The sequence below is a fragment of the Nitrospira sp. genome, assembly GCA_015709715.1.
Classification (GTDB): Bacteria; Nitrospirota; Nitrospiria; order Nitrospirales; family Nitrospiraceae; genus Nitrospira_A.
Window position 1 is genome coordinate 3,562,749 of sequence record CP054184.1, and the last position, 19,937, is coordinate 3,582,685.

Consider the following 19,937-nt stretch of genomic DNA (forward strand, 5'->3'; position numbering starts at 1 on the left):
CCGTTCACAGTTCTCCGCTAAAGGCTTGGTGTAGCAGCGACTTCTTCAACTCGCCCAGCGCGGTGAGCTTTTGCAATTTGCGGAGACTAACGGACGCATTGTCAGTATTGGAGAGAAAGGTATTCTTGATGACCACGCCGCCGCGCCCGCCTGCCTTGAGGCTCTTGATGAAGTGTTGCAGGAACGGAAAGGCTGTCTCGCTGGTGCGGATGGGAAAGTTCTGCTGCACTTCCTTCCGCTCTTTACCGCCGAAAGGCGGATTGGCGAGCCCCACGTCGTAGCGGTCCTTCTCCTGAATGTCGGCGAGGTTTTCCGTGAGCGTGTTGGTGTGGATGATGTTCGGCGCTTCGATGCCGTGCAGGATCATGTTCATGATTGCGATCACATAGGCGAGCGACTTCTTCTCTTTGCCGTAGAAGGTCTTTTCCTGAAGCGTCTTGCGGTCTTTTGTCGAGAGGTCGCCCTTGGCGGTCAGATAGTCGTAGGTCTCGCACAAGAAGCCCGCCGATCCGCAGGCGCCATCGTAGATTCGCTCGCCGAGTTTCGGCTTGACCATCTGCACCATGGCGCGGACGAGCGGGCGCGGAGTGTAGTACTCGCCGCCGTTGCGCCCGGCGTTGCCCATGTTCCGGATCTTGGCTTCGTAGAGACGGGAAAGTTCGTGCTTTTCTTTCTGTGAGCGAAAACGCAGCTCGTCGATGTGGTCGATGATCTCGCGCAGGTTGTAGCCGCTCTGGATCTTGTTTTTGATCTCGCCGAAGATTTCGCCGATCTTGTACTCGATGGTGTTCGGCTCGCTGGCCTTCTGCTTGAAACGGTGCAGGTAGGGAAAGAGCTTCAGGTTGACGAACTCCGTCAGATCGCTGCCGTGAGGGCGACATTGTGATCGAGCTTGCCGTCTTTGCCCTTCGGCCCAGCCCAGCCCAGCTTTCCCAGCGATAGGGCTTGTCCAGGATGAAACGGTAACGCTTGCCTTCCAGCCTGGCCTCGTCCGCCTTGTCCTGCTCCAGCGCGTCGAGGTACGTCAGAAACAGCAGCCACGACGGCTGCTCGGTATAGTCCAGCTCCGTCGTGCAGCCGGCTTCTTTCCAGAGCACGTCGTCGATATTTTTGAAGGCTTGTTCAAACATGTCGGGCAGCTCCGCGACGGCCGGCATTCGGTCTGTGCGCGTCGTATCTTAAGCGAAAGCAATGGGCGTTTCTACGGGTGGGGAGACCGGCGGGCTAGGCCTGGACTTCGCGGGAGCGTGGGGCTTTGGATGGCGTCGGGAGGTCGACCGGTTTAGCCTTCGGTGCGGCGTGTCCGGCGTCGAGCAGGATGGCGACGAGCATGTCGCTCATGACGTTCACGCCCGAGCGGGCGCGGGCGATGATCCAGTCCACCGTCATGATGAGGGGAATGGCTGCGATGATGACCTGGTCGGGGAGGCCCGCGGCGACCAGCACCAGCGGCAACACGATGAGTCCGGCCTCGGGGATGCCGGCCACGCCGGCTCCTGCGATGATGGAAGCCAGCACGATCAGCACTTGCTTGACCATCGGCAGGTCGAAGCCCAACGCTTGGGCCAAGAACAACGCCGCCATAGCCTCATAGAGCGTGATGCCGTCGTTGTTGAGGTTCGTGCCGACGCAGGCCGCGAGGCGCGACGATTGCGGCGACACCTCCATGCGGTGCAGACATTGGAGCGTGACCGGCACTGTGGCCAGGCTGCTGTTACAGGAGACGGCGGTGAGGATCGCGTCGGCGCCTTGGCCGAGATAGACCTTCGGCGACTTCTTCCCGGCTACCCAAGCGAGGAGCGGGTAATAGATGAGGGCGTGGACGGCCAGGCCCGCGAGCATGGCGACCAGGAAGATCCAGAGTACCGAAAAGACGCCGATGCCGGCCTTACCCACCACCTGAGCCACGACGCCGAACACCGCGAGCGGTACCACGACGATGATCCATTCGAGAATCCAGACGAGCCATTCATAAATCCGCTCGATAATGCGCACCAGCGCGTTGACGAATCCCGTGGTTTGGTTGGTGCGGCTGCGCACCAGTCGCAAGGTCGTGCCCAGCGCCAAGGCCAGAAGGACGACGCCGATGATGTTGTTGCTCGAAAAGGGGTCCGTGATGGTGCGGGGGATGTAGGACGCCAGATACTCGATCGGGCTCTCCGAGCCGGCCTGCACGTTGGCCAGCACCGACGCCGAAGGTGTGGTGCCGGGCACGAAATGGAGCAGTTCGTCGACGTGGCCGTACCAAGAAAGCCCAGGTTGCCACGTGTTCATGATGAAGAGTCCGATCGCCATCGCCACGGTGACGTTCACGAGGCAGATCACAAGCAGCTTGCCCCCCTGCCGTAATGGAATGGTGGTGCGGATGAGGGCGTCGAGGATGGCGAAGAAGATGAGCGGGATGGCCAGGGTCTTGAGCAGCGTGACGACGAACAGGCCGAGTTTGCCCAACTGGGCGTTGCGCAGGCCGCCCAGGTAAGGCTCCTGTCCGAACAGCACGCCCAGCAGTCCCCCGCAGAGCACGGCGATGAGCACTTGCGTGTAGAGGGGCAGCGGGATCAGGCTGGGTGTCGACTTCATGTCGGTGTCAGCGGCGGTGCTGCCGGGCGGTGCGACCCTAGGCTAAAAGTTCCCGGCCTGCACGACATCCTCCAGGCTGTTGATGTCGAGCCAGTGGCCGGCGGTGTAGAGAACCCGGATCGGATAGTTCCGTTTCAGTAATTCCTGCAGCAGTCGCGGGATGCCGGCCTTGCGGTTCTCGGGTTGGGCCAGGAGTTCCGCGATGACGCCGGTGAGGTAGGTGGCCGCGGCGGGAGAGACCTTGAGGAACCCCATCCACACGCCGTGAATGGCCTCCTTGGGGGTGCTGTTTCCGAGTTGCTTGAGGTAGATCTTGGCGTTGAAGGCGCGGCGCGAATTGGGAAGACTACATTCGGTGAAGCCGCCCAAGCGCGCGTAGCTGCTCTGCTCCTGCCAGTTGCTGTCCACGAAGATGATGCAGTCGTCGGTTTCCTGGCAGAGCGTCTGGGGAATGTATTTGTTGAACAGTACGTCGCCATAGGACACGATCGTGCTCTGCGCCGGGCCTTTCCGCGCGCGGAGCGCTTTCAAGAGCGAGGCCAGTTCGCCGGTCTCTGCGAACTCATCGTTGTCGACATAGGTGAGGTTGGGGAGGGTGACGGCCTCTTTCTTGTACCCTCGCACGACCGCGATGTCCTTGATACCCACGGCATTGTACGCATCAACGATGCGCGCCAGGATCGGGACGCCCTGGATCTTGACCATGGTCTTGGGCTGTTGTTCGGTGAGCTCGCCGAGTTCTTCTCCGCGCGAGGCGGCCAATACGACGGCGGTGGTGCCTTCGGCGCCGCGGGGCAGGTAGCGCTCCTCCGCTTCCTGGAGTTCGGCTGCGTTCTGCAGGCGAAAGATCTCCGACACCGGCGCGACCTTGTCTTCGATCGAGAGCAGATGTTGCTGCTCCTTTAAGGTGCGGGCGGTCTTCTGCATGGCGGCCACGGCCGACCGTAACAGGTGGTTGGCCCAGATCACCATCGAAAAGCCATGTTGCCGGAACACGTCGGTGGGGGTGGCGTAATATTTCGTCGGCACGATGACGACCGGGCAGCGATTGCCCCATTCCTGTTTGAAGGCCAGGATCTCATCCGGCACGGAGAGGGCGCTATGGATCAGGATGCCGTCGGCTCCGGCTTGGTGGTAGGCCTCGGCGCGCCGAAGGGCCTCCGCCAAGCCCCACCCGCAGATGAATGCCTCGACACGCGCGATGATGCAGAAGTCCGGATCATGCTGCGCGTCCTTGCCCGCCTTGATCTTGCCGCAGAACTCCTGCATGTCGGCCAGGGGTTGAGCGCCCCCCTTGATGAAACTGTTGGTCTTGGGGAACAACTTGTCCTCGATGCAGACCGCCGCGATGTTGCGCTGCTCCAGTTTGCGGACCAGCCGCTGCATGTTGTTGAAGTTCCCGTAGCCCGTATCCCCGTCCAGCAGGATGGGAATCCTCGTCGCATCGGACATGAATTCCAGGTTTTCCAAGACCTGGGTCCAGCTGGCTTCATTGTTGTCCCGCACGCCGAACTGGGCGGAGATCGAGAGGCCGCTGGCCCAGATGCCGCGGAATCCCGCCTCCTGGACGATCCTCGCGCTCAAGCCGTTGTGGGCTTCGCAGATGAATTCGAGCTGCTCGGAGAAGAGGAGTGATCTAAATTGGCGCGAGGTGCTGAGGCCTGCCGTCGAACTCATGGATTCCCTTCCTTGTTTCCGCCTGTTCCGTCGATCTGGGTGGCAGAATACCCGTTTTCGCGAAGAGAAACCACCGGGAGGACAGGCGTCCCGTCGCTTAAGGCGGCGACTCGGTCATGGAGGGCGGCGGCGATGTGACGGTATCGCTCCGGGCCTTGGGGAGGGCCGTCGAGGAGGTCTGGGCTGAGCGAAGCACCGAAGCGGATGGTCAACCGACGCGGATGGACACGCCGACTGTCGGGCGGCAGCGCCTTGAAACTGCCCTCAACGAACACCGGGAGCACAGGAACCGGATAGGCCGTCAACAGCAGGCCGATGCCCGGTTGAAAGGGTTGGAGCCGTCCGTTCCGCGACAAGCCCCCTTCCGCATACCACACGAGGGTGTCCCCGCGACGTAAGGCTGCCCCGGCGAGCGCCAGGTCGGTGAGCGCGGCGGTCGATTGGGCGATGGGAAGGATGCGGGTCGCGCGGCTGACGAGTCGCATCGGTAGGTTGCGGAACATGAAGCCGGTCCATCCGCCCCAACTGGTCCGCTGCAGGCGCTCCGGTGGCAAGGCGGCGAAGAGGGTGGGTGGATCCAAGAGACTCACATGGTTGGGAGCGAGGACGCAGGGACCTTGCGGCGGCAGGTGTTCAAGCCCCTGTACTTCCAACTGGAAGAGTACGCGCATGAGCAGGCGATCGATCCGGTGCAGGAGCTGGCCAAGGGTTCTGAAGCACCAGCCTCTCGGGGCGAGCCAGCTTCGTTGCCAGGGTGACAACAGCTGATCAGGATGCTGGAGTTGCTCCACCGGGTCCACACCCGCATCGGCTGCTTCGGTGGCTTCGGCCGCTTCGCGCAGTAAATCGCGCACGATGCCGATGCGGGCGATCCTGTCCAGTGAGAGGTCGATGCCGATGCGATCATGCAGGTCCAGCGTCAGCGCCATCCAGTCCATCGAATCCAAGCCGAGATCGAGTTGCAGATTGCTGTCCGGGGTCAGCCGCCGATCGGGAAAGCGTCGCGTGAGCAAGTCCCAGGTACGTGCCACGATGGGGTCTTCCAGCAGTTGGCGATCGTCGGGTGTCATCTGGTCCACGGCAATCGGGGCCCTGCGTAGGCCGTCCGTTTCGTCGGCGCGAGAGGCCTCCTCGAATCGAGCCGCCAACTTGTGCCGCTGGATCTTGCCCAATCTGGTCCGCGGCAGGGGATCGACGCTGACGACACACTCCGTGAGTCTGGCATAGGAAGGGAAGTCACGAAGGGCTGTATCCAAGTCTGCGCGGATGGCCTTGCGCATTTCATCGGCCTGGTCCATCGACAGGGCTTTCTTGCGTGGAACCACGATTGCCACCAGGCGGCCCCCATAGAGCAGAATGGCGGACTCGGCCACGGCGGAGCCCTGATCCATCCGCTCCTCGATGGACTCCGGCCAGACCTTTTCGCCGCCGGGCAGGGTGATACGGGAGGAGGCGCGCCCGACGATGTGGAGCCGACCCTGCTGATCCAGGAACCCCAGGTCTCCCGTTCTGAACCAGCCGTCTGCGGTGAAGGCCTCGCGGGTCTTGTCGGGCAGGTGCAGATAGCCGGCGAAGACGTTCGGTCCACGCGCCTGGATTTCTCCCTGGTTGGTCTCTGGGTCGTGGTCGGCGATTCGGAGGTCGACGCCGGGTAACGGGCGTCCAGCCGAGTCGAACTGCCGCCGGCCCGGCCCGAAGAACGTGAGGATCGGCGAGGTTTCTGTGAGCCCATACCCGGAGGCGATCTGCCAGCCCAATCCGGCCAAGTTCCATGACAGGGCCGGGTCTAACGGGGAGCCGCCAGAGACGAGCGTGCTCAGGTGCGGGGCGAAACGCCGGTGGAGCGGCGAAAAGATGTGTGAACCGATGCGTATGCCCGTCCAGCGAAGCAGGGTCACGGAGCCGCGGAGCATCAGGTGGAACAGGGCTGCGGCGATAGAGCCCCGCTCACGGAAGGGCTGTTCGATGGCCTGGAAGAGGGCCGACAGCAGGCGTGGGACGGCGACGAGCGCGGTAACCCGTCCTTCTCGCAACGCGCGCCGCAGGTGCGGGCCGGTCAGCGAATGCGGGAGGACGATCGTGAGGCCTTGAGCCAACGGCGCCAGCAGTCCGACCATGAAGGGATAGACGTGGTGCAGTGGCAGCGGCAGCAGCAGCCGTTCGTCGGCCCGGTAGACCCGTTCGTTCACTAAGGCGTTGAGATTGGCGAGGAGGTTGCGATGGCTCAAGGGGACCCCCTTGGGGCGTCCGCTGGAACCGGAGGTGTAGAAGAGTAGGGCGTGGTCGTCTGGCTGCGCCGTCGGAATGGCCGGTGGTCCGCTGCGAGGGGAGCGTTGTCGGTTCTGCGGATCCCCCTCGTCGCCGTCCAGAAACAGGGTCGCGAGGTGTTGCGTGTGGCCGAGGGCCATCACGCGCTTGGCCAGGGTGTGGGTCGTGAGGAGCCGACGAGCCTCGCTATCCCGGATGACGTGAGCGAGGTCGTCGCTCGGCATCTGCGAATCGATCGGGACAGGGACGGCCGCTCCACGAAGCAGCGCCAGGAACGCGATGATCCAGGCCGGACTGTTCGGCGCATAGAGGAGGACGCGTTCGCCCTTCTGCAGACCGGACTCGATCAAGACGGCGGTAAGCTGATCTGCTTCTTGTAGCAGCCGGCGGTACGTCAAAACTTCAACCGATTGTTTGTGGAATGCAACGAGGGCCTGCTGGCCTCCGTACGATCCGAGACCCTGTATCAGCTCGATGAGCGTCACTGCCTCGCGGTGATGGGAGCGCATCCGTTCCTGGGGCATTGCGTCGTGTTCCATGAGGGCTTCACCTTACTGCTTGCGCCCTGTCGGCTCAAGAAGATCGTGGCTGGTTTCCCTTCTTGACTCCCATTTTAAGCGGCTCCTATAATTCGGCGCTCGGATGCGATAACCGGCTGATTCAGCGCAGAGAATGGCAGATTTCACGCACTTCAACGAGTCGGGACGGGCGCGGATGGTCGATGTTGGAGCCAAGGCTTCGACCGAACGACTGGCCTCTGCCCAAGCCGTAGTCTACCTTCAGCCGGAAACCCTTGAAAAGATTCAACAGGGTAAGATCGCCAAAGGCGATGTGCTGGCGGTCGCGCAGGTGGCCGGCGTCATGGGCGCGAAGAAGACGCCCGACCTGATCCCGATGTGCCATCCCATCTTGCTCACCAGTGTAGACATCTCCTTTGAAGAACGGGCGCAACCGGATCGGGACGGTCGCTGTTCCATCACCATTACGGCGACGGCCAAGACCACCGGCCCGACGGGCGTGGAGATGGAGGCGATAACCGCCGCCTCGGTGGCAGCCTTGACGATCTATGACATGTGCAAGGCCGTGGATCGCGGCATGAGTTTCGGCAACATCTGTCTCCTGACGAAGTCGGGAGGCAAGTCCGGCACCTATGTCCGGTCAGTGTAAGGAGTAGGGAGCGCGATGGTGACCGTACGACTCTTCGGCATGACCAAGATGATGGCCGGCAATCAAGGGACCTTGACCCTGGCGCTCCCTGAAGGACGGACGGTCAAGGACTTGGTCGCGGTGATCGCCGCGGGTTATCCGCAGATCGGTGAGCTGCTGCACAAGAAGAAGGTGCTCGTGTCGGTGAACCAGGAGATCGCACCGGAAGATCGTGATGTGAAGGACGAAGACGAAATTGCCCTGTTGCCCCCGTTCGCGGGCGGCAGTCGATAGGAGTCCCATGAGTCTCGAACAGGTTACCAAGGCTGAGCCACCCGTCACGGACGATGACGCCCTGTTGGTCCGCGTGCAGCGGGAAGACTTCTCGCTCGACGAGGAGCTGCGGCGCGTCAAACAACGGTCCAAGCGGATCGGCGGCATTGCGATGTTTCTAGGGACGGCCCGTGATCGCTCCAAGGGGCGCGATGTGGACGGCATTACCTTTGAGCATTACGAAGGGATGGCGCAGAAGCGATTGCGGGAAATTCGCGAGCGGGCGCTGAAGGACTTCGATGTGATCGAGGTGCTGGTGTTGCACCGGTACGGCGAAATCGCCATCGGGGAGAACATCGTGCTGATCATCGTGGGGGCCGAGCACCGCGCCGAAGCGTTCCGGGCCTGCAAGTGGGCGATCGACGAACTGAAGCAGATCACGCCGATTTGGAAACTCGAACACACCCCCGAAGGCGAGGTGTGGGTCGAAGAGCATCCCTAGCCTCCGATGCATGATGGACCAGCGCGCGCTCGATACGGCGGTTCCCATGATCCACGACCGGCTGGGGCGTCCCCTGCGAAGCCTGCGCCTGTCGGTGACCGATCGCTGCAATCTCCGCTGCAAGTACTGCATGCCGGAGGACGAGTACGCTTGGCTGCCGCGCGACACGATCTTGACCTTCGAGGAGATGGCCGAACTGACGGCAGTCTTCACGGAGCTGGGTGTGGACAAGGTCCGCCTCACGGGCGGAGAGCCTCTGTTGCGGCGGGACCTGCCGCGGTTCGTGCGGCAACTGTCCGAAAATCGCCGTATCACCGAAATTGCGTTGACCAGCAACGGCGTGCTCATGGCCGACCAGGCCGCCGATCTCTCCTTTGCTGGCTTGACGCGTGTGACCATCAGTTTGGATACCCTGCGCGCCGACCGGTTTCGCGCCTTGACCAAGCGCGATCTCCATCATCATGTGTTCGACGGCATCAAGGCCGTGGTCCACGCCGGGTTCCCCTCATTGAAATTCGATACGGTCGTCATCAAGGGCTACAACGACGACGAACTCGTCGACCTGATCGAATACGGCAAGACAGTCGGTGGAGAAGTCCGGTTTATCGAATACATGGATGTCGGTGGGGCGACGGACTGGTCGATGAGCCAGGTATGCTCCCGTGCGGAGATGCTGGACCTGTTGGGGCGTCATTATGGCGGGGTGACGCCGGTGTTCGAGCACAGCGTCGCGCCGGCGGAGCGGTTCATGTTGCCCGATGGGACGGTCTTCGGGATCATTCCCTCCACGACCACCCCGTTCTGCCGCTCCTGCGATCGCAGCCGGCTGACGGCGGACGGCATGTGGTACCTCTGCCTCTATGCGAAGGACGGACTCGATCTGCGCGCGCCGCTACGGGAAGGCCGTTCGCGCGACGAACTGAAGGCGATGATCACGGCGGCCTGGCAGGGACGCACGGATCGCGGCGCCGAGGAGCGGAAGGCGCTGGAACCGTTGGGCCTGCGGGAGCAGCGTCTCATCGAAATCGATCGTCTGCGCGAGGATCCCCACCTCGAAATGCATGCGCGGGGGGGATGACCCCGCCATGTTCGACTCTCAGACCCTGACCATGCTTGGGCTCGGTTTCGTGCTGGGGCTGCGCCATGCCCTGGACGCCGACCATCTGGCCGCCCTGTCGACGGTCCTTGCCGAGCGTCCGTCGGTGCACGCGTCGACTTCCGTCGGGTTCTTCTGGGGCCTTGGCCATACGCTTATGCTTCTCTGTGTCGGTACGGTGCTTTTGGCGCTGAACCTGACCATTCCGAACTCGCTCGCCACAGCCTTCGAGTTTGCCGTGGGGATCATGTTGGTGGCGCTCGGGCTTTCACTGGGTCGCCGGATCTACCGGGAACAGTGGCACCTGCATCAGCATGAGCACGATGGCCGCGCGCACGTGCACCTCCATAGCCATCACCTGCAGCACGACCATGCCCATCGCCATTGGTTTCACGGTTCGATGCGTCCATTGTTGATCGGCATGGCCCACGGTCTCGCCGGTTCCGCGGCGCTCATGTTGATGCTGTTGTCCACGGTGACGGGACTGGGGCAGGGCATCGGGTATATCGCCGTGTTCGGAGCTGGGTCGATTCTCGGCATGGTGGTGATGGGTGCGGTCTTGAGTCTGCCGGTCGTCTGTTCTCTGGCGGTCGGGCCACATGCCTACCGAATCGTGCAGGGTGTGGCCTGCCTGGCGAGCATCGGGCTGGGAGTGGTGATGATGGTGCGGATCGGCTGGGGCGGCGGGTGGACCTAGATCTGGAGCGCCGGCATCGGTCGTTTCACCTGCAGGGCGTGACTGCGATCGGTTCGTGGGGCTGCCGTCAAATCTGTGTGCGCTGTTCGAAGTTGTGTGCTATCCTGCCGCGCAGTGCAGCCGCCGAACGAACCAGCATGTGGGGAAACGCGTAGGCCGGATGGCATTCACATAAGGCCCGAGCGATGAAGGTTCGGGTCTTGGGATGTCACGGCTCGGCGCAGCTGGTGGAAGGGGAGTGCGGCCCCGTGCCCTGTGGGACCTGCGGCTTCCTGGTGAACGACAGTGTGGTGGTGGATGCCGGGACGATCGGGTCGCGGTTGTATCTCGACGAACAGCGGCGCATCCGGGTCGTCCTGCTGACACACCTGCATTTCGACCACCTTCGTGAGTTGCCCACGCTGGCGGATAATTTGGTCGGTGAGACGGATGCCCCGGTCATCATCGCCTCCATTCCCGAGGTGCTTGAGGGGTTACGGAAACATGTATTCAACGGCGCGGTGTATCCCGACTTTTTTCGTCTCCCCGCGCCGGACCGACCGGTGTTGACCATGCATGCCCTTCAGCCTGGCCGGGAGGATCGGTTGGCGGACTTGGGTGTGACGCCGATTCGCGTGAACCATGTCGTGCCGACTGTGGGCTTTCTCCTCCGTGATGGTCATCGGACGCTGTTGTACAGCGGAGATACCTATGTCACCGACGAATTGTGGCGGGTGGCCAAGGTGGAGGCGGGCCTCGCGGCGGCTTTTATTGAAACATCGTTCCCTAACGAGTTGGATGACCTGGCCAGGGCGGCCAAACATTTGACCCCGCAGTTGTTGGCCGGGGAGTTGGCCAAATTGGACCGGCCGCAGGTGCCGGTCTACGCCTACCACTTGAAACCGCGGTTTCGCGAGCGTATCGGCCAGGAACTCAAGGATCTGGGCATCGAGGGGTTGTCCGTGCTGGAAGAGGGCCAGACCCTCCTACTATAGGTGAGCAGCGATGGCGTGGTTTAAAAAAGGAAAGACCCAAGAGCCGGAGCCTCCGAAGCGATCCAAGGCGACGGAGGGGATGTGGTTGAAGTGCAACCACTGCCGGGAGATCGTGTACCGGAAGGAAGTGGATCGCAATAACAAGGTCTGTCCGAAGTGCGAATACCACTTCCCGATCTCGGTCCTCGAGCGGATCAATCTGCTGGTCGATCTGGGCACGTTCAAGGAGTGGGACGCCGAACTGGAGCCGCAAGATCCCTTGTCCTTCCAGGATACGCGTTCCTACAAGGACCGCATCAAGTCCCAGCAGGAGAAGACCGGCCGCAAAGACGCCATGGTCATTGGCCAGGGGGCTATCAACGGGCGCAAGGTGGCGCTCTGCGTCTTTGACTTCGGGTTTATGGGTGGCAGCATGGGGTCGGTGGTGGGTGAGAAAATTTGCCGCGCCGTCGATCGCGCGCTCGACGCGCGGCTGCCCCTCATTCTCGTGACGGCGTCGGGTGGGGCCCGCATGCAGGAAGGTATCCTCTCGCTCATGCAGATGGCCAAGACCTCCGCGGCGGTGGCCAAGTTGGGCGAGGCCAAACTGCCGTTCATCTCGATCCTGGCCGATCCGACATTCGGGGGCGTGACGGCCAGCATTGCGATGCTGGGCGACGTGATCATCGCGGAGCCGAAGGCCCTGATCGGCTTTGCCGGTCCACGAGTCATCGAGCAAACGATCAAACAACAACTACCCGACCAGTTTCAGCGTGCGGAATTTCTGCTCGACCATGGGATGATCGACATGATCGTCGAGCGCAAGCAGTTGAAAGAGGCAGTCAGCACGCTGGTCGGCCACTTCTAGCCGCCGGCGGGTCCGCGAGCAGCCCGCCGGCGTCAACCACACGGCACAGATTCCATGACCTATTCCGAGACGGTGGCGTTTCTCTATGGCTTGCAGCTGCATGGCGTGAAGTTGGGGCTGGAGACGATTCGCGCCTTGCTCACGCGCGTGGGTGAGCCCCATCGTCGGTATCCGGTGATCCACATCGGCGGGACGAACGGCAAGGGGTCGACCGCGGCCTTGACGGCGTCCGTGCTGCAGGCCGCCGACTACCGGGTTGGACTCTACACCTCGCCGCATCTGATCGACTTTCGCGAACGGATTCGTGTCGGCGGCGCCATGATTCCCGAGGCTCGTGTCAGCGCCATCGTGGAGGCCTTGCGCGCAGCCTCGGCTCCTGATTTGGCCCCGACCTTCTTCGAGTTCACCACGGCGTTGGCGTTCCTCTACTTTGCGGAAGAGCAGGTCGATGTGGCGGTCTTGGAGGTCGGGTTAGGCGGGCGGTTCGATGCGACCAATGTCGTCGAGCCCCTGGCGACCGCGATCACCACGATCGGTTTGGATCACGAGGCGTACCTTGGCTCCACGTTCGAGGCCATCGCCTTTGAAAAGGCCGGAATCATGAAACCGGCAATCCCGGTTGTGATCGGCCGCATTGGGGGCCCCGCTCGCCAGGTCATTGAGGCGGAGGCGTCGGCCCGTCGCGCCCCCCTGGTTGCGTTGGACCGTGACTTCCGCTACCAGGGCCGATCGACGACGGATTGTGCGTATCTCGGTATGGCCCATCGATATGAGCACCTGTCCTGTCCGTTGCGGGGGCGGTTTCAACTCGACAATCTGGCCTGCGCCCTGGCCTTGATCGAACTGGTTGGTGATCGAGAACTGGTGGTGTCTGAGCATGCCGTGCGCCAGGGGGTACGGCAGGTGGCTTGGGAGGGTCGGCTGGAGGTCGTGGGCGAGGCCTCGACGATCTTGCTCGATGGTGCCCACAACCCGGCCGCTTCGGCGGTGCTTGCTGACTATCTGGCCGAATATCGGCAGGCGAGGCCTGGCATAAGGGTCTGCCTGGTATTCGGCATGATGCGTGACAAACATCCGCGCGAGTTCTTGGCTCCGCTGCTGCCGCTCGTCGATCGGATCATTTTGACCCAGGCGGACCTGCCGCGCGCCATATCCGGTTCTGAGCTGCATGCGCTGCTTCGTGAGTATTGTCCCACTGCTCAGGTGGCGGCAACGCCGGCGGATGCCTGCGTCCTGGCCAAGCGTTGGGCAGGACCATCCGATCTCATTTGTGTCACCGGGTCTCTGATGCTGGTCGGCGACATCAAGGCCCATCTCCGAGGGTGCTCCCTCTCACCAGTTCGTGGTTGAGATGGGGCCGGACCGCAACTCGGCGACAGGGCGACGGTGGGTGATTAGTCGGTACCGGGTCGCCTGCCTTCTGACTCTCCTGTGGGTTCTTGTCCTCCCTCACGGCTCTGCCTGGGCCCAATCCACGGTGACGGCCCCGTCGCCGACCAATCAACGGCTCCATGTGACGGCCGAACGCATCGATCATCTTCAAGAACAAGACGTCTATGAGGCGGATGGGTCGGTCGTCGTGACGCAAGGTCCTTTTCGGTTGACGGCGGACCATGTGACGATCAAAACCTTGCCGGGCACCCTGGTCGCCACGGGCCATGTGCACCTGACGGACCCCAATTCCGATTTGAAGTCGGAACGGCTGGAGTTAAACGTGAATACGGAGGCGGGGGTCGTCACCCACGGGTCGATGTACATCAGACCCAGCAATTCGTTTTTCACGGGGCGCGTGATCCGACGGTTGTCCGAAGATCACTACCGCATCAAAGAGGGCACGTTCACCAACTGCGATGCGAAGGACGGCGAAATTCCCGCCTGGCGCTTCAAATTCGACGATCTGGATGTGAATACCGGTGAGAGTATTGCGATGAAAGGAGCGTGGCTCTGCATGCGCGATACGCCGATCATTCCCGTGCCGACCCTGACCTATCCGCTCAGCCATCGACGTAGCGGCTTTCTGATCCCGACGCCGGGATACGACAATCGGTTCGGGTTGCATTATCAGCAGGGGTATTTCTGGGCAATCAATCCCAGCCAGGACATGACCATCTCGCCGTCTTACTATTCGAACCTCGGGTACGGCAGCGACCTGCTATATCGTTATTACCTGGATCGACGGTCGCGAGGTCAATGGTTCGCGAGCTTCCTGCAACAAACCCAGCTGCCCAATGTGTCGGGAGTGGATCAAACCGCCTCCGATGAACGGCGGTTGCGGGGGATGATTACCGGCCAGCACGTGCAGCAGGTTACGGAGACGCTCCTGGTCCGCGGCCAGGCGTCGTTTGTGTCGGATCGGCAGTACTTGCAACAACTCAGCAATTCGGGCGCGCAGCGAGCCTCGCCCAGCGGCGAATCGACATTACTGGCCACCCAGCGTCTTCCCTACGGCAGCGCCTACTTCCTCGGGCAATATCTCCAGCCGCTCAATTTCGGCGGCCCCGATACGTTCCAGCGGCTGCCCGAGGTCGGGTATGTGTTGCCGAATACTGCGCCGTTCGGCATGCCGTTCCTGTTGAACCTCGACAGCAACTTCGTGAACTTTTATCGCGAACGGGGCTTTGCTGTGAACCGGATGGATGTGATGCCGGGCATTACCACCGATGTCATCGATGTCGGGCATGTGGTCGGCCTGACCCCGCATTTCAAATTCAAGGAGGTGTACTACACGCGCGGCATAGAAGAAGCGAGTCCCCTGCATCGAGAGACCTTCTGGGCTGCGGTGGATGCGACGTCGAGGTTGAGCCGTCGCTTCTCCGGAAGCGATGGCGGCAGCTTCCTCCATACCATCGAACCCAGCGTGATGTACGAATACGTACCGGGCAGCGACCAATCGAAAATCGCCCAGATCGACCAAGTCGACGACATTCCGAAGAAGAACCTCCTGACCTATGCTCTTCGCACGCGGTTGCTCGAGCACCAGATCAACGGGCAGAGCTTCAACTGGCTCGATCTTACCCTGGCGCAGAGTTACCATGTCGGTGCGGTTCAGACTCGTGCACGCGAATTCACCCCCGGTGTGCTGCCGTTCCTGGGTTCCTTGACACAGCCGCTGCAACCGGCGACGGTGGAGGTTCAGGGGCGTAAGATGTCGGACCTCTGGATGCGGGCGGTGATCGGGAATACGGCGCCGGAGTTTTTTCGGCCGCCTCGTCTCGACAATACACTGGGGCAAAACGTGGCCGGCGGGCAGATCCTGCCCCCGACGAATTCCTATTTGACGGTGGATGCCTTTCTGGATCCTTACCGAGGAACCTTCAGTCAGTGGAACACCGACCTTCGCGTGCAGCAGTCCAACTATTGGTATGTCGAGGTCGGTCAGCGGTACAGCCGGGATGGGAACCGTGTGCGACGAGGTGATATTTGGAATCCGATCTCGTTCAACGAAGTGTATGCGCCGACGGATGAGATCCAGTTCGTGACGGCCGGCGGCGGATTCCGCACACCCTGGGGCTGGACGGTGGGTGCGAAGGGTTATTACGATGTGAAGGGCGGCCGCAGTCCGGAGTATGATGTGGTGGCCCTCTATCAAAACCCCTGTAAGTGCTGGTCGCTGGGGTTGTATTACCTGCAGTTCCCGGATCGGCAAAGTTACTCCTTTATGTTGAGTATGACGGGCATCGGCTGGACCGAGAACTTCGGCACGATCGTGGCCAGAACGATCTTAGGGCCGTTGCTGGTCGGCGACCGTGGTTTGCCCTGGGCCGCTCCCGGTGGTCCCTATGGGCGTACCACCAGCGGCCTGCCGGCTCAGGAAATGCCGATGGGACGGTACTGACTCGGTCGACTGGAGGCAGGACAGATGACGCCATCAGAGGTGCGGCAGCCCAGAGGATCATGGTGCCGGCTCGTGACGATGCACATGGTGCTGGTGGGCTGCTCGGTGATCCTGGGCATGGAACCATCGGAAGCGTGGGCGGTGGAGCGACTCTCTCACCTGCAACGCGCGAAAGTGTTCCTTCAGGCCGGAGACTATCGGCAGGCGTTGGAAGCCTGTCAGGCTGAGGTGCGTGACAGGCCGTCGGCTCGTAGTTATGTGTATCTCACCTACGTATACCATGCGGTGAACGGGTATCTGGAACAGTTGGCGGCCACCGATCAATGGGTGCGTGTCGAGCACCTGTACCTCAATCTCGCGACGGGGCGACCGGAGGATCTGGTCGATCCTCCCGATGTGTTGGCACGCATCGCCAAGGAACTGATCCAGCAGGCGGTCCAGCGGCAATCCGATGTCACGGCCGCCATGGCGGCGCGCTTGGACGAAGCGGTGGTGCAGCGTCTGTGGGAGGAACAAACAGCGTGGCGGAAGGCGCGGGCGGCCGATTGGTGGGCCGGTGTTCCACTCGAATGGCACTGGGAGCGCCCGTGATTTGACTCTCCTCAAAACGCTGTTATAGGATGACAAGCTCAGCTTAAATCCGGATGTTGTCAGAAGGAGGCGCGTCGTGGCAGGTGATGCATTGAAAGTGACCGATACGACTTGGGACGAGGATGTCATGAAGTCGTCCGAGTTGGTGATGGTGGATTTTTGGGCCGTGTGGTGTGGACCGTGCCAGATGGTCGCCCCGATCGTCGATGAGTTGGCGAAGGAGTATGCGGGGAAATTGAAGGTCCGCAAACTCAATACCGACGAAAATCCGGAGATTGCCGGACGATATCAAGTGATGAGCATTCCAACGATTTTGTTCTTCAAGAATGGGCAGGCCGTGGAGCGATTAGTGGGGGCGCGACCCAAGCGTCAGTTCAAGGAAACCATCGACCAGCTGTTGGCTCAACATTCGGGCTCCGCATAACGCGAGACCGCAGCGGAATGCTGACCGAGCTACGCATTGTCAATTTCGGCGTAATCGAGCAGTTAACCGTTCAATTCGACTCCGGTTTCATCGTCTTTACCGGTGAAACCGGAGCCGGTAAGTCCCTCCTCATTGATGCCGTGACCTTGCTTGTCGGCGGGCGCGCTTCCAGCGATCACATCCGCGCCCAGGCCGAAGAAGCGGATCTCCAAGGGGCCTTTGTCCTCCCTCCCGGCCACGCGATTCTCCGGCTGCTCGTGCAGAAGGGATTCGCCCGTTCCGGCGACCGAGACATCCTGGTACGGCGCGTCATCTCCAGAACCGGTCGAAATCGAACTTATCTCAACGGCAATCTCTGTCCGGTCCACGTGTTGGAAGAGTTGGGCGGTGCGTTGGTGGATGTGCATGGACAGCATGATCAACAATCCCTCTTGTCCTCGGCCGCACAACTGAGTGCGCTGGATTCTTTCGGCCGTTTGCAGCCTCTTCGCCGGGAGTATGAGACTGCGTACGACACCTGGCGCGAACGTACGGCCGAATACGAGCGGCTGACCCTGCAGATCGCGCAGCGTCGCGAGCGGGAAGAGCTGTTACGCTTTCAGTTTCAAGAAATTTCGGAGGCGAGGGTTGAGGCAGGGGAAGAGGTGTGCCTAGAGCAGGAACGACCGCGATTGGTGCATAGTCAGCAGCTCGGTGATTTGGCGGAGCAGGTGCACGAGCTTCTGTATGGCGGGGAACAGGGGATCGTGGGCCAGCTGGCTGCGGCGCGCAAAGCGCTGGCGAAGATGCAGGCCATTGATGATACGACGGCAGAATGGACGAGGGCGTTGGATGAGGTTGCGGTACCGTTGCGCGAGGTGGCGGACCAAATCCGCCGCTACCGAGACCGCATCGACTCAAATCCGGCGCGTCTCGCGGAAATCGAACAGCGGCTCGATCGGCTGCACCGCCTGACGAAGAAATATGGGGGCTCGGTGGAGGCGCTGCTGTCGTTGCAGGACACGCTGCGTAGTCAATTGGCGCAATTGGATGGGGCGGACGCCTCACTAGAGGAATTGGACCGCTCGGTGGGGCGGGACTTGCGCCGGCTTCAGGAGCTCGGTGCGCAGCTGACGCGTCAACGACGGGAGGCCGCCAGGCAATTGACGGGACAGGTGACAAAGGAATTGGGCGCATTGCGGATGGAGCGGACCCACTTTGACATAGAGGTCTCGCCCTTGTCCGACGGCACAGGTTTCGGGCCGGTCGGCCGGGATGTGGTGGCGTTCCTGTTTTCGGCAAATCCCGGCGAGCCGCTCAAACCGTTGTCACGGGTTGTTTCAGGAGGTGAGCTTTCTCGGGTCATGTTGGCGTTGAAGACTGTGCTGGCGGAGACTGATCAAGTACCGATTCTGATTTTCGACGAGGTCGATGCCGGCGTGGGCGGAGCCGTTGCGGAGGTGATGGGGGCTCGTCTTCGCGAGCTCAGTCAACACCATCAGGTGTTGTGCGTGACCCACTTGCCACAGGTGGCATCTCAGGCCCATGTGCATTTCCTGGTGCGGAAACAGGTTCGCCAGAATCGGACCGTGACGGAGGCGCGCTTGTTGACGCCCCTCGAACGAGAGGAAGAGGTGGCGCGCATGCTGGCAGGTGTGACGGTGACGAAAAACGCGCGTGCGGCGGCCGCCGAGATGATCGGCAATGTGAAGGGCCAGCGGTCTCGGTCGAGTTAGGAGGCGGGAGAGCCGGCAGGGGCGGTGGCGATCGCCAGCGCGGGCAGTGAAGATTTGCATTCTCGCACGACCCGGGCAAAGATCTCCGTGAGTCTCGGATCGAACTGAGTGCCGGCCCGTTGAGTAATGCGCAGGATTGCCTCTTCGATAGCACACGGCTGATGGCCGGGGAGGTCCACCGTCAGGTTGTCGAAGGCTTGGGCGATCGCGACGATCCGTGCGAGCAGCGGAATGTTCTCACCGTGCAATCCCTGCGGGCTCTGTGCTCCGTCAAAGCGTTCGTGGTGATAGGCGACGATGTCGCCTACCTCGGCCGGGAATCCAAGCGGGCGGAGCATCTTGGCACCGATCTCACCATGCTTTCCGGCCGGTGTCTGATCTGTTACGGCCTCATCCTCCTGGGCCGAATATTTGTAATCAGGGACACGTAGTTTTCCAACGTCATGCAGAAAAGCGCCCAGCGCGAGGGCCTTCTGTTCGGCGTGGGAGAGATTCAATTGGTTGGCCAGGAGCGAGGCATAAAAACTGACGCGGCTACTATGGTTCAACAGTTGACGATCTTTGGCTTCCAGGAGATCCGACAGCAAAGGAATCAGCACGGCGACGTCGTCGCCGGACGAGGCGGCATCCGGAACCGCTTTCCCTGCGAAGTAATTGGCGCGTAGGTCTTTCCACGCCTGAACCGTTTCAGCCTCTGTGCCCCACAAGGCCGTGGATAGCTTTAAAAATGATCGAAGGTAATCCAGCCGATGTTTCTTCTCCAGCGTCTGATTGATCAACGTGATGAGCTCGGTCACGTTGAATGGTTTCAACAGGTATCCTGCCGCCCCATGGCGAATGCCTTCCATCGCCGAGGTCAGGCTGCCGTAGCCGGTGATGATAATGACTTCAATGTCGGCGTAGTCCTGCTTGATATCCTGAAGTAAATCGAGCCCCTGCCGGTCCGGCAGTTTTTGGTCCAATGTGATGAGGTCGATGTGCTGTTCTTTCAGCACGTGAAGCGCGGATCTGGCATTGTCTGCGGTATAAATTGTGAAAAACGGACGGAGGATGACCTTGAGCGCATCGCGCGGCCCCGTTTCGTCGTCGACGACCAGAACGGAAGGCTTTTCGCCTCGGGGATCCTGTGATGCCTGAGTTCTCACTCGGTCGCTCCTGGATGCACGGCCGGCTTCCAAGAAGGAAAGCGGTAAAACTCGTACCGCTCAGGTACTTTCCCTAAACAAGGCATATATAGCAGGTCCTGTTTTCTCACGCTACCAGATATTTGCGACAAGCCTGTGCTCTTCGCATGAGTATCAGGTGATGGATG

General features: G+C 61.4%; 16 protein-coding genes and 1 pseudogene. 12 read left to right on the top strand and 5 right to left on the bottom strand.

Annotated features, from left to right (window positions below; translation table 11 throughout):
- Positions 1-73 precede the first annotated feature (73 nt).
- From HRU82_17065 to HRU82_17080, 4 genes and pseudogenes are all read right to left on the bottom strand, one after another.
- Positions 74-1,130, bottom strand: a pseudogene (locus HRU82_17065) (N-6 DNA methylase).
- A gap of 94 nt (positions 1,131-1,224) precedes the next feature.
- Entirely contained in the window at positions 1,225-2,580 is a 1,356-nt protein-coding gene (locus HRU82_17070; GenBank protein QOJ36551.1) for a dicarboxylate/amino acid:cation symporter, read from the bottom strand.
- Between the two features lie 42 nt (positions 2,581-2,622).
- Positions 2,623-4,257, bottom strand: coding sequence for a phosphoenolpyruvate mutase (gene aepX, locus HRU82_17075; protein QOJ36552.1), 1,635 nt, complete (start codon positions 4,255-4,257; stop codon positions 2,623-2,625).
- On the bottom strand, positions 4,254-7,064 hold the full coding sequence (locus HRU82_17080) for an AMP-binding protein (protein QOJ36553.1): 2,811 nt from the start codon (positions 7,062-7,064) through the stop codon (positions 4,254-4,256). The genes aepX and HRU82_17080 overlap by 4 nt, the downstream gene beginning before the upstream one ends.
- 133 nt (positions 7,065-7,197) lie before the next feature.
- Here HRU82_17080 and moaC point away from each other — a divergent pair, with 133 nt between their 5' ends.
- The 12 genes from moaC (at position 7,198) to recN (ending at position 18,625) form a co-directional block, all read left to right on the top strand.
- Positions 7,198-7,692 (top strand): cyclic pyranopterin monophosphate synthase MoaC, encoded by a 495-nt coding sequence (gene moaC, locus HRU82_17085; GenBank protein QOJ36554.1) that lies wholly within the window; start codon positions 7,198-7,200, stop codon positions 7,690-7,692.
- Between the two features lie 15 nt (positions 7,693-7,707).
- Positions 7,708-7,965, top strand: a complete 258-nt coding sequence (locus tag HRU82_17090; protein QOJ36555.1) for a MoaD/ThiS family protein — start codon at positions 7,708-7,710, stop codon at positions 7,963-7,965.
- 7 nt (positions 7,966-7,972) lie between these two features.
- A complete protein-coding gene (locus HRU82_17095; protein QOJ36556.1) occupies positions 7,973-8,446 on the top strand; it encodes a molybdenum cofactor biosynthesis protein MoaE in 474 nt (157 codons plus the stop codon).
- Between the two features lie 46 nt (positions 8,447-8,492).
- On the top strand, positions 8,493-9,524 hold the full coding sequence (gene moaA / locus HRU82_17100; GenBank protein ID QOJ37252.1) for a GTP 3',8-cyclase MoaA: 1,032 nt from the start codon (positions 8,493-8,495) through the stop codon (positions 9,522-9,524).
- Positions 9,525-9,531: 7 nt separating this feature from the next.
- Positions 9,532-10,239 (top strand): urease accessory protein, encoded by a 708-nt coding sequence (locus HRU82_17105; GenBank protein ID QOJ36557.1) that lies wholly within the window; start codon positions 9,532-9,534, stop codon positions 10,237-10,239.
- Positions 10,240-10,424: 185 nt separating this feature from the next.
- Positions 10,425-11,213 carry a 3',5'-cyclic-nucleotide phosphodiesterase gene (locus tag HRU82_17110; GenBank protein ID QOJ36558.1) on the top strand — a complete coding sequence of 263 codons (789 nt, stop codon included), beginning with the start codon at positions 10,425-10,427 and terminating at the stop codon, positions 11,211-11,213.
- A 10-nt stretch (positions 11,214-11,223) separates the two neighbouring features.
- Positions 11,224-12,060, top strand: a complete 837-nt coding sequence (locus HRU82_17115) for an acetyl-CoA carboxylase carboxyltransferase subunit beta (GenBank protein ID QOJ36559.1) — start codon at positions 11,224-11,226, stop codon at positions 12,058-12,060.
- Positions 12,061-12,114: 54 nt separating this feature from the next.
- Positions 12,115-13,410 carry a bifunctional folylpolyglutamate synthase/dihydrofolate synthase gene (locus HRU82_17120; GenBank protein QOJ36560.1) on the top strand — a complete coding sequence of 432 codons (1,296 nt, stop codon included), beginning with the start codon at positions 12,115-12,117 and terminating at the stop codon, positions 13,408-13,410.
- Positions 13,411-13,537: 127 nt separating this feature from the next.
- Positions 13,538-15,895, top strand: coding sequence for an LPS-assembly protein LptD (locus HRU82_17125; GenBank protein QOJ36561.1), 2,358 nt, complete (start codon positions 13,538-13,540; stop codon positions 15,893-15,895).
- Between the two features lie 72 nt (positions 15,896-15,967).
- Positions 15,968-16,486 carry a hypothetical protein gene (locus tag HRU82_17130; protein QOJ36562.1) on the top strand — a complete coding sequence of 173 codons (519 nt, stop codon included), beginning with the start codon at positions 15,968-15,970 and terminating at the stop codon, positions 16,484-16,486.
- A gap of 76 nt (positions 16,487-16,562) precedes the next feature.
- Positions 16,563-16,910, top strand: a complete 348-nt coding sequence (gene trxA / locus HRU82_17135) for a thioredoxin (protein QOJ36563.1) — start codon at positions 16,563-16,565, stop codon at positions 16,908-16,910.
- Between the two features lie 17 nt (positions 16,911-16,927).
- Positions 16,928-18,625, top strand: coding sequence for a DNA repair protein RecN (gene recN / locus HRU82_17140; protein QOJ36564.1), 1,698 nt, complete (start codon positions 16,928-16,930; stop codon positions 18,623-18,625).
- Here the strand turns inward: recN and HRU82_17145 are convergent.
- The gene (locus HRU82_17145; GenBank protein QOJ36565.1) at positions 18,622-19,770 is read right to left on the bottom strand and encodes a response regulator; all 1,149 of its coding nucleotides are present in this window, start codon (positions 19,768-19,770) and stop codon (positions 18,622-18,624) included. The genes recN and HRU82_17145 overlap by 4 nt on opposite strands.
- Between the last annotated feature and the right edge of the window lie 167 nt (positions 19,771-19,937).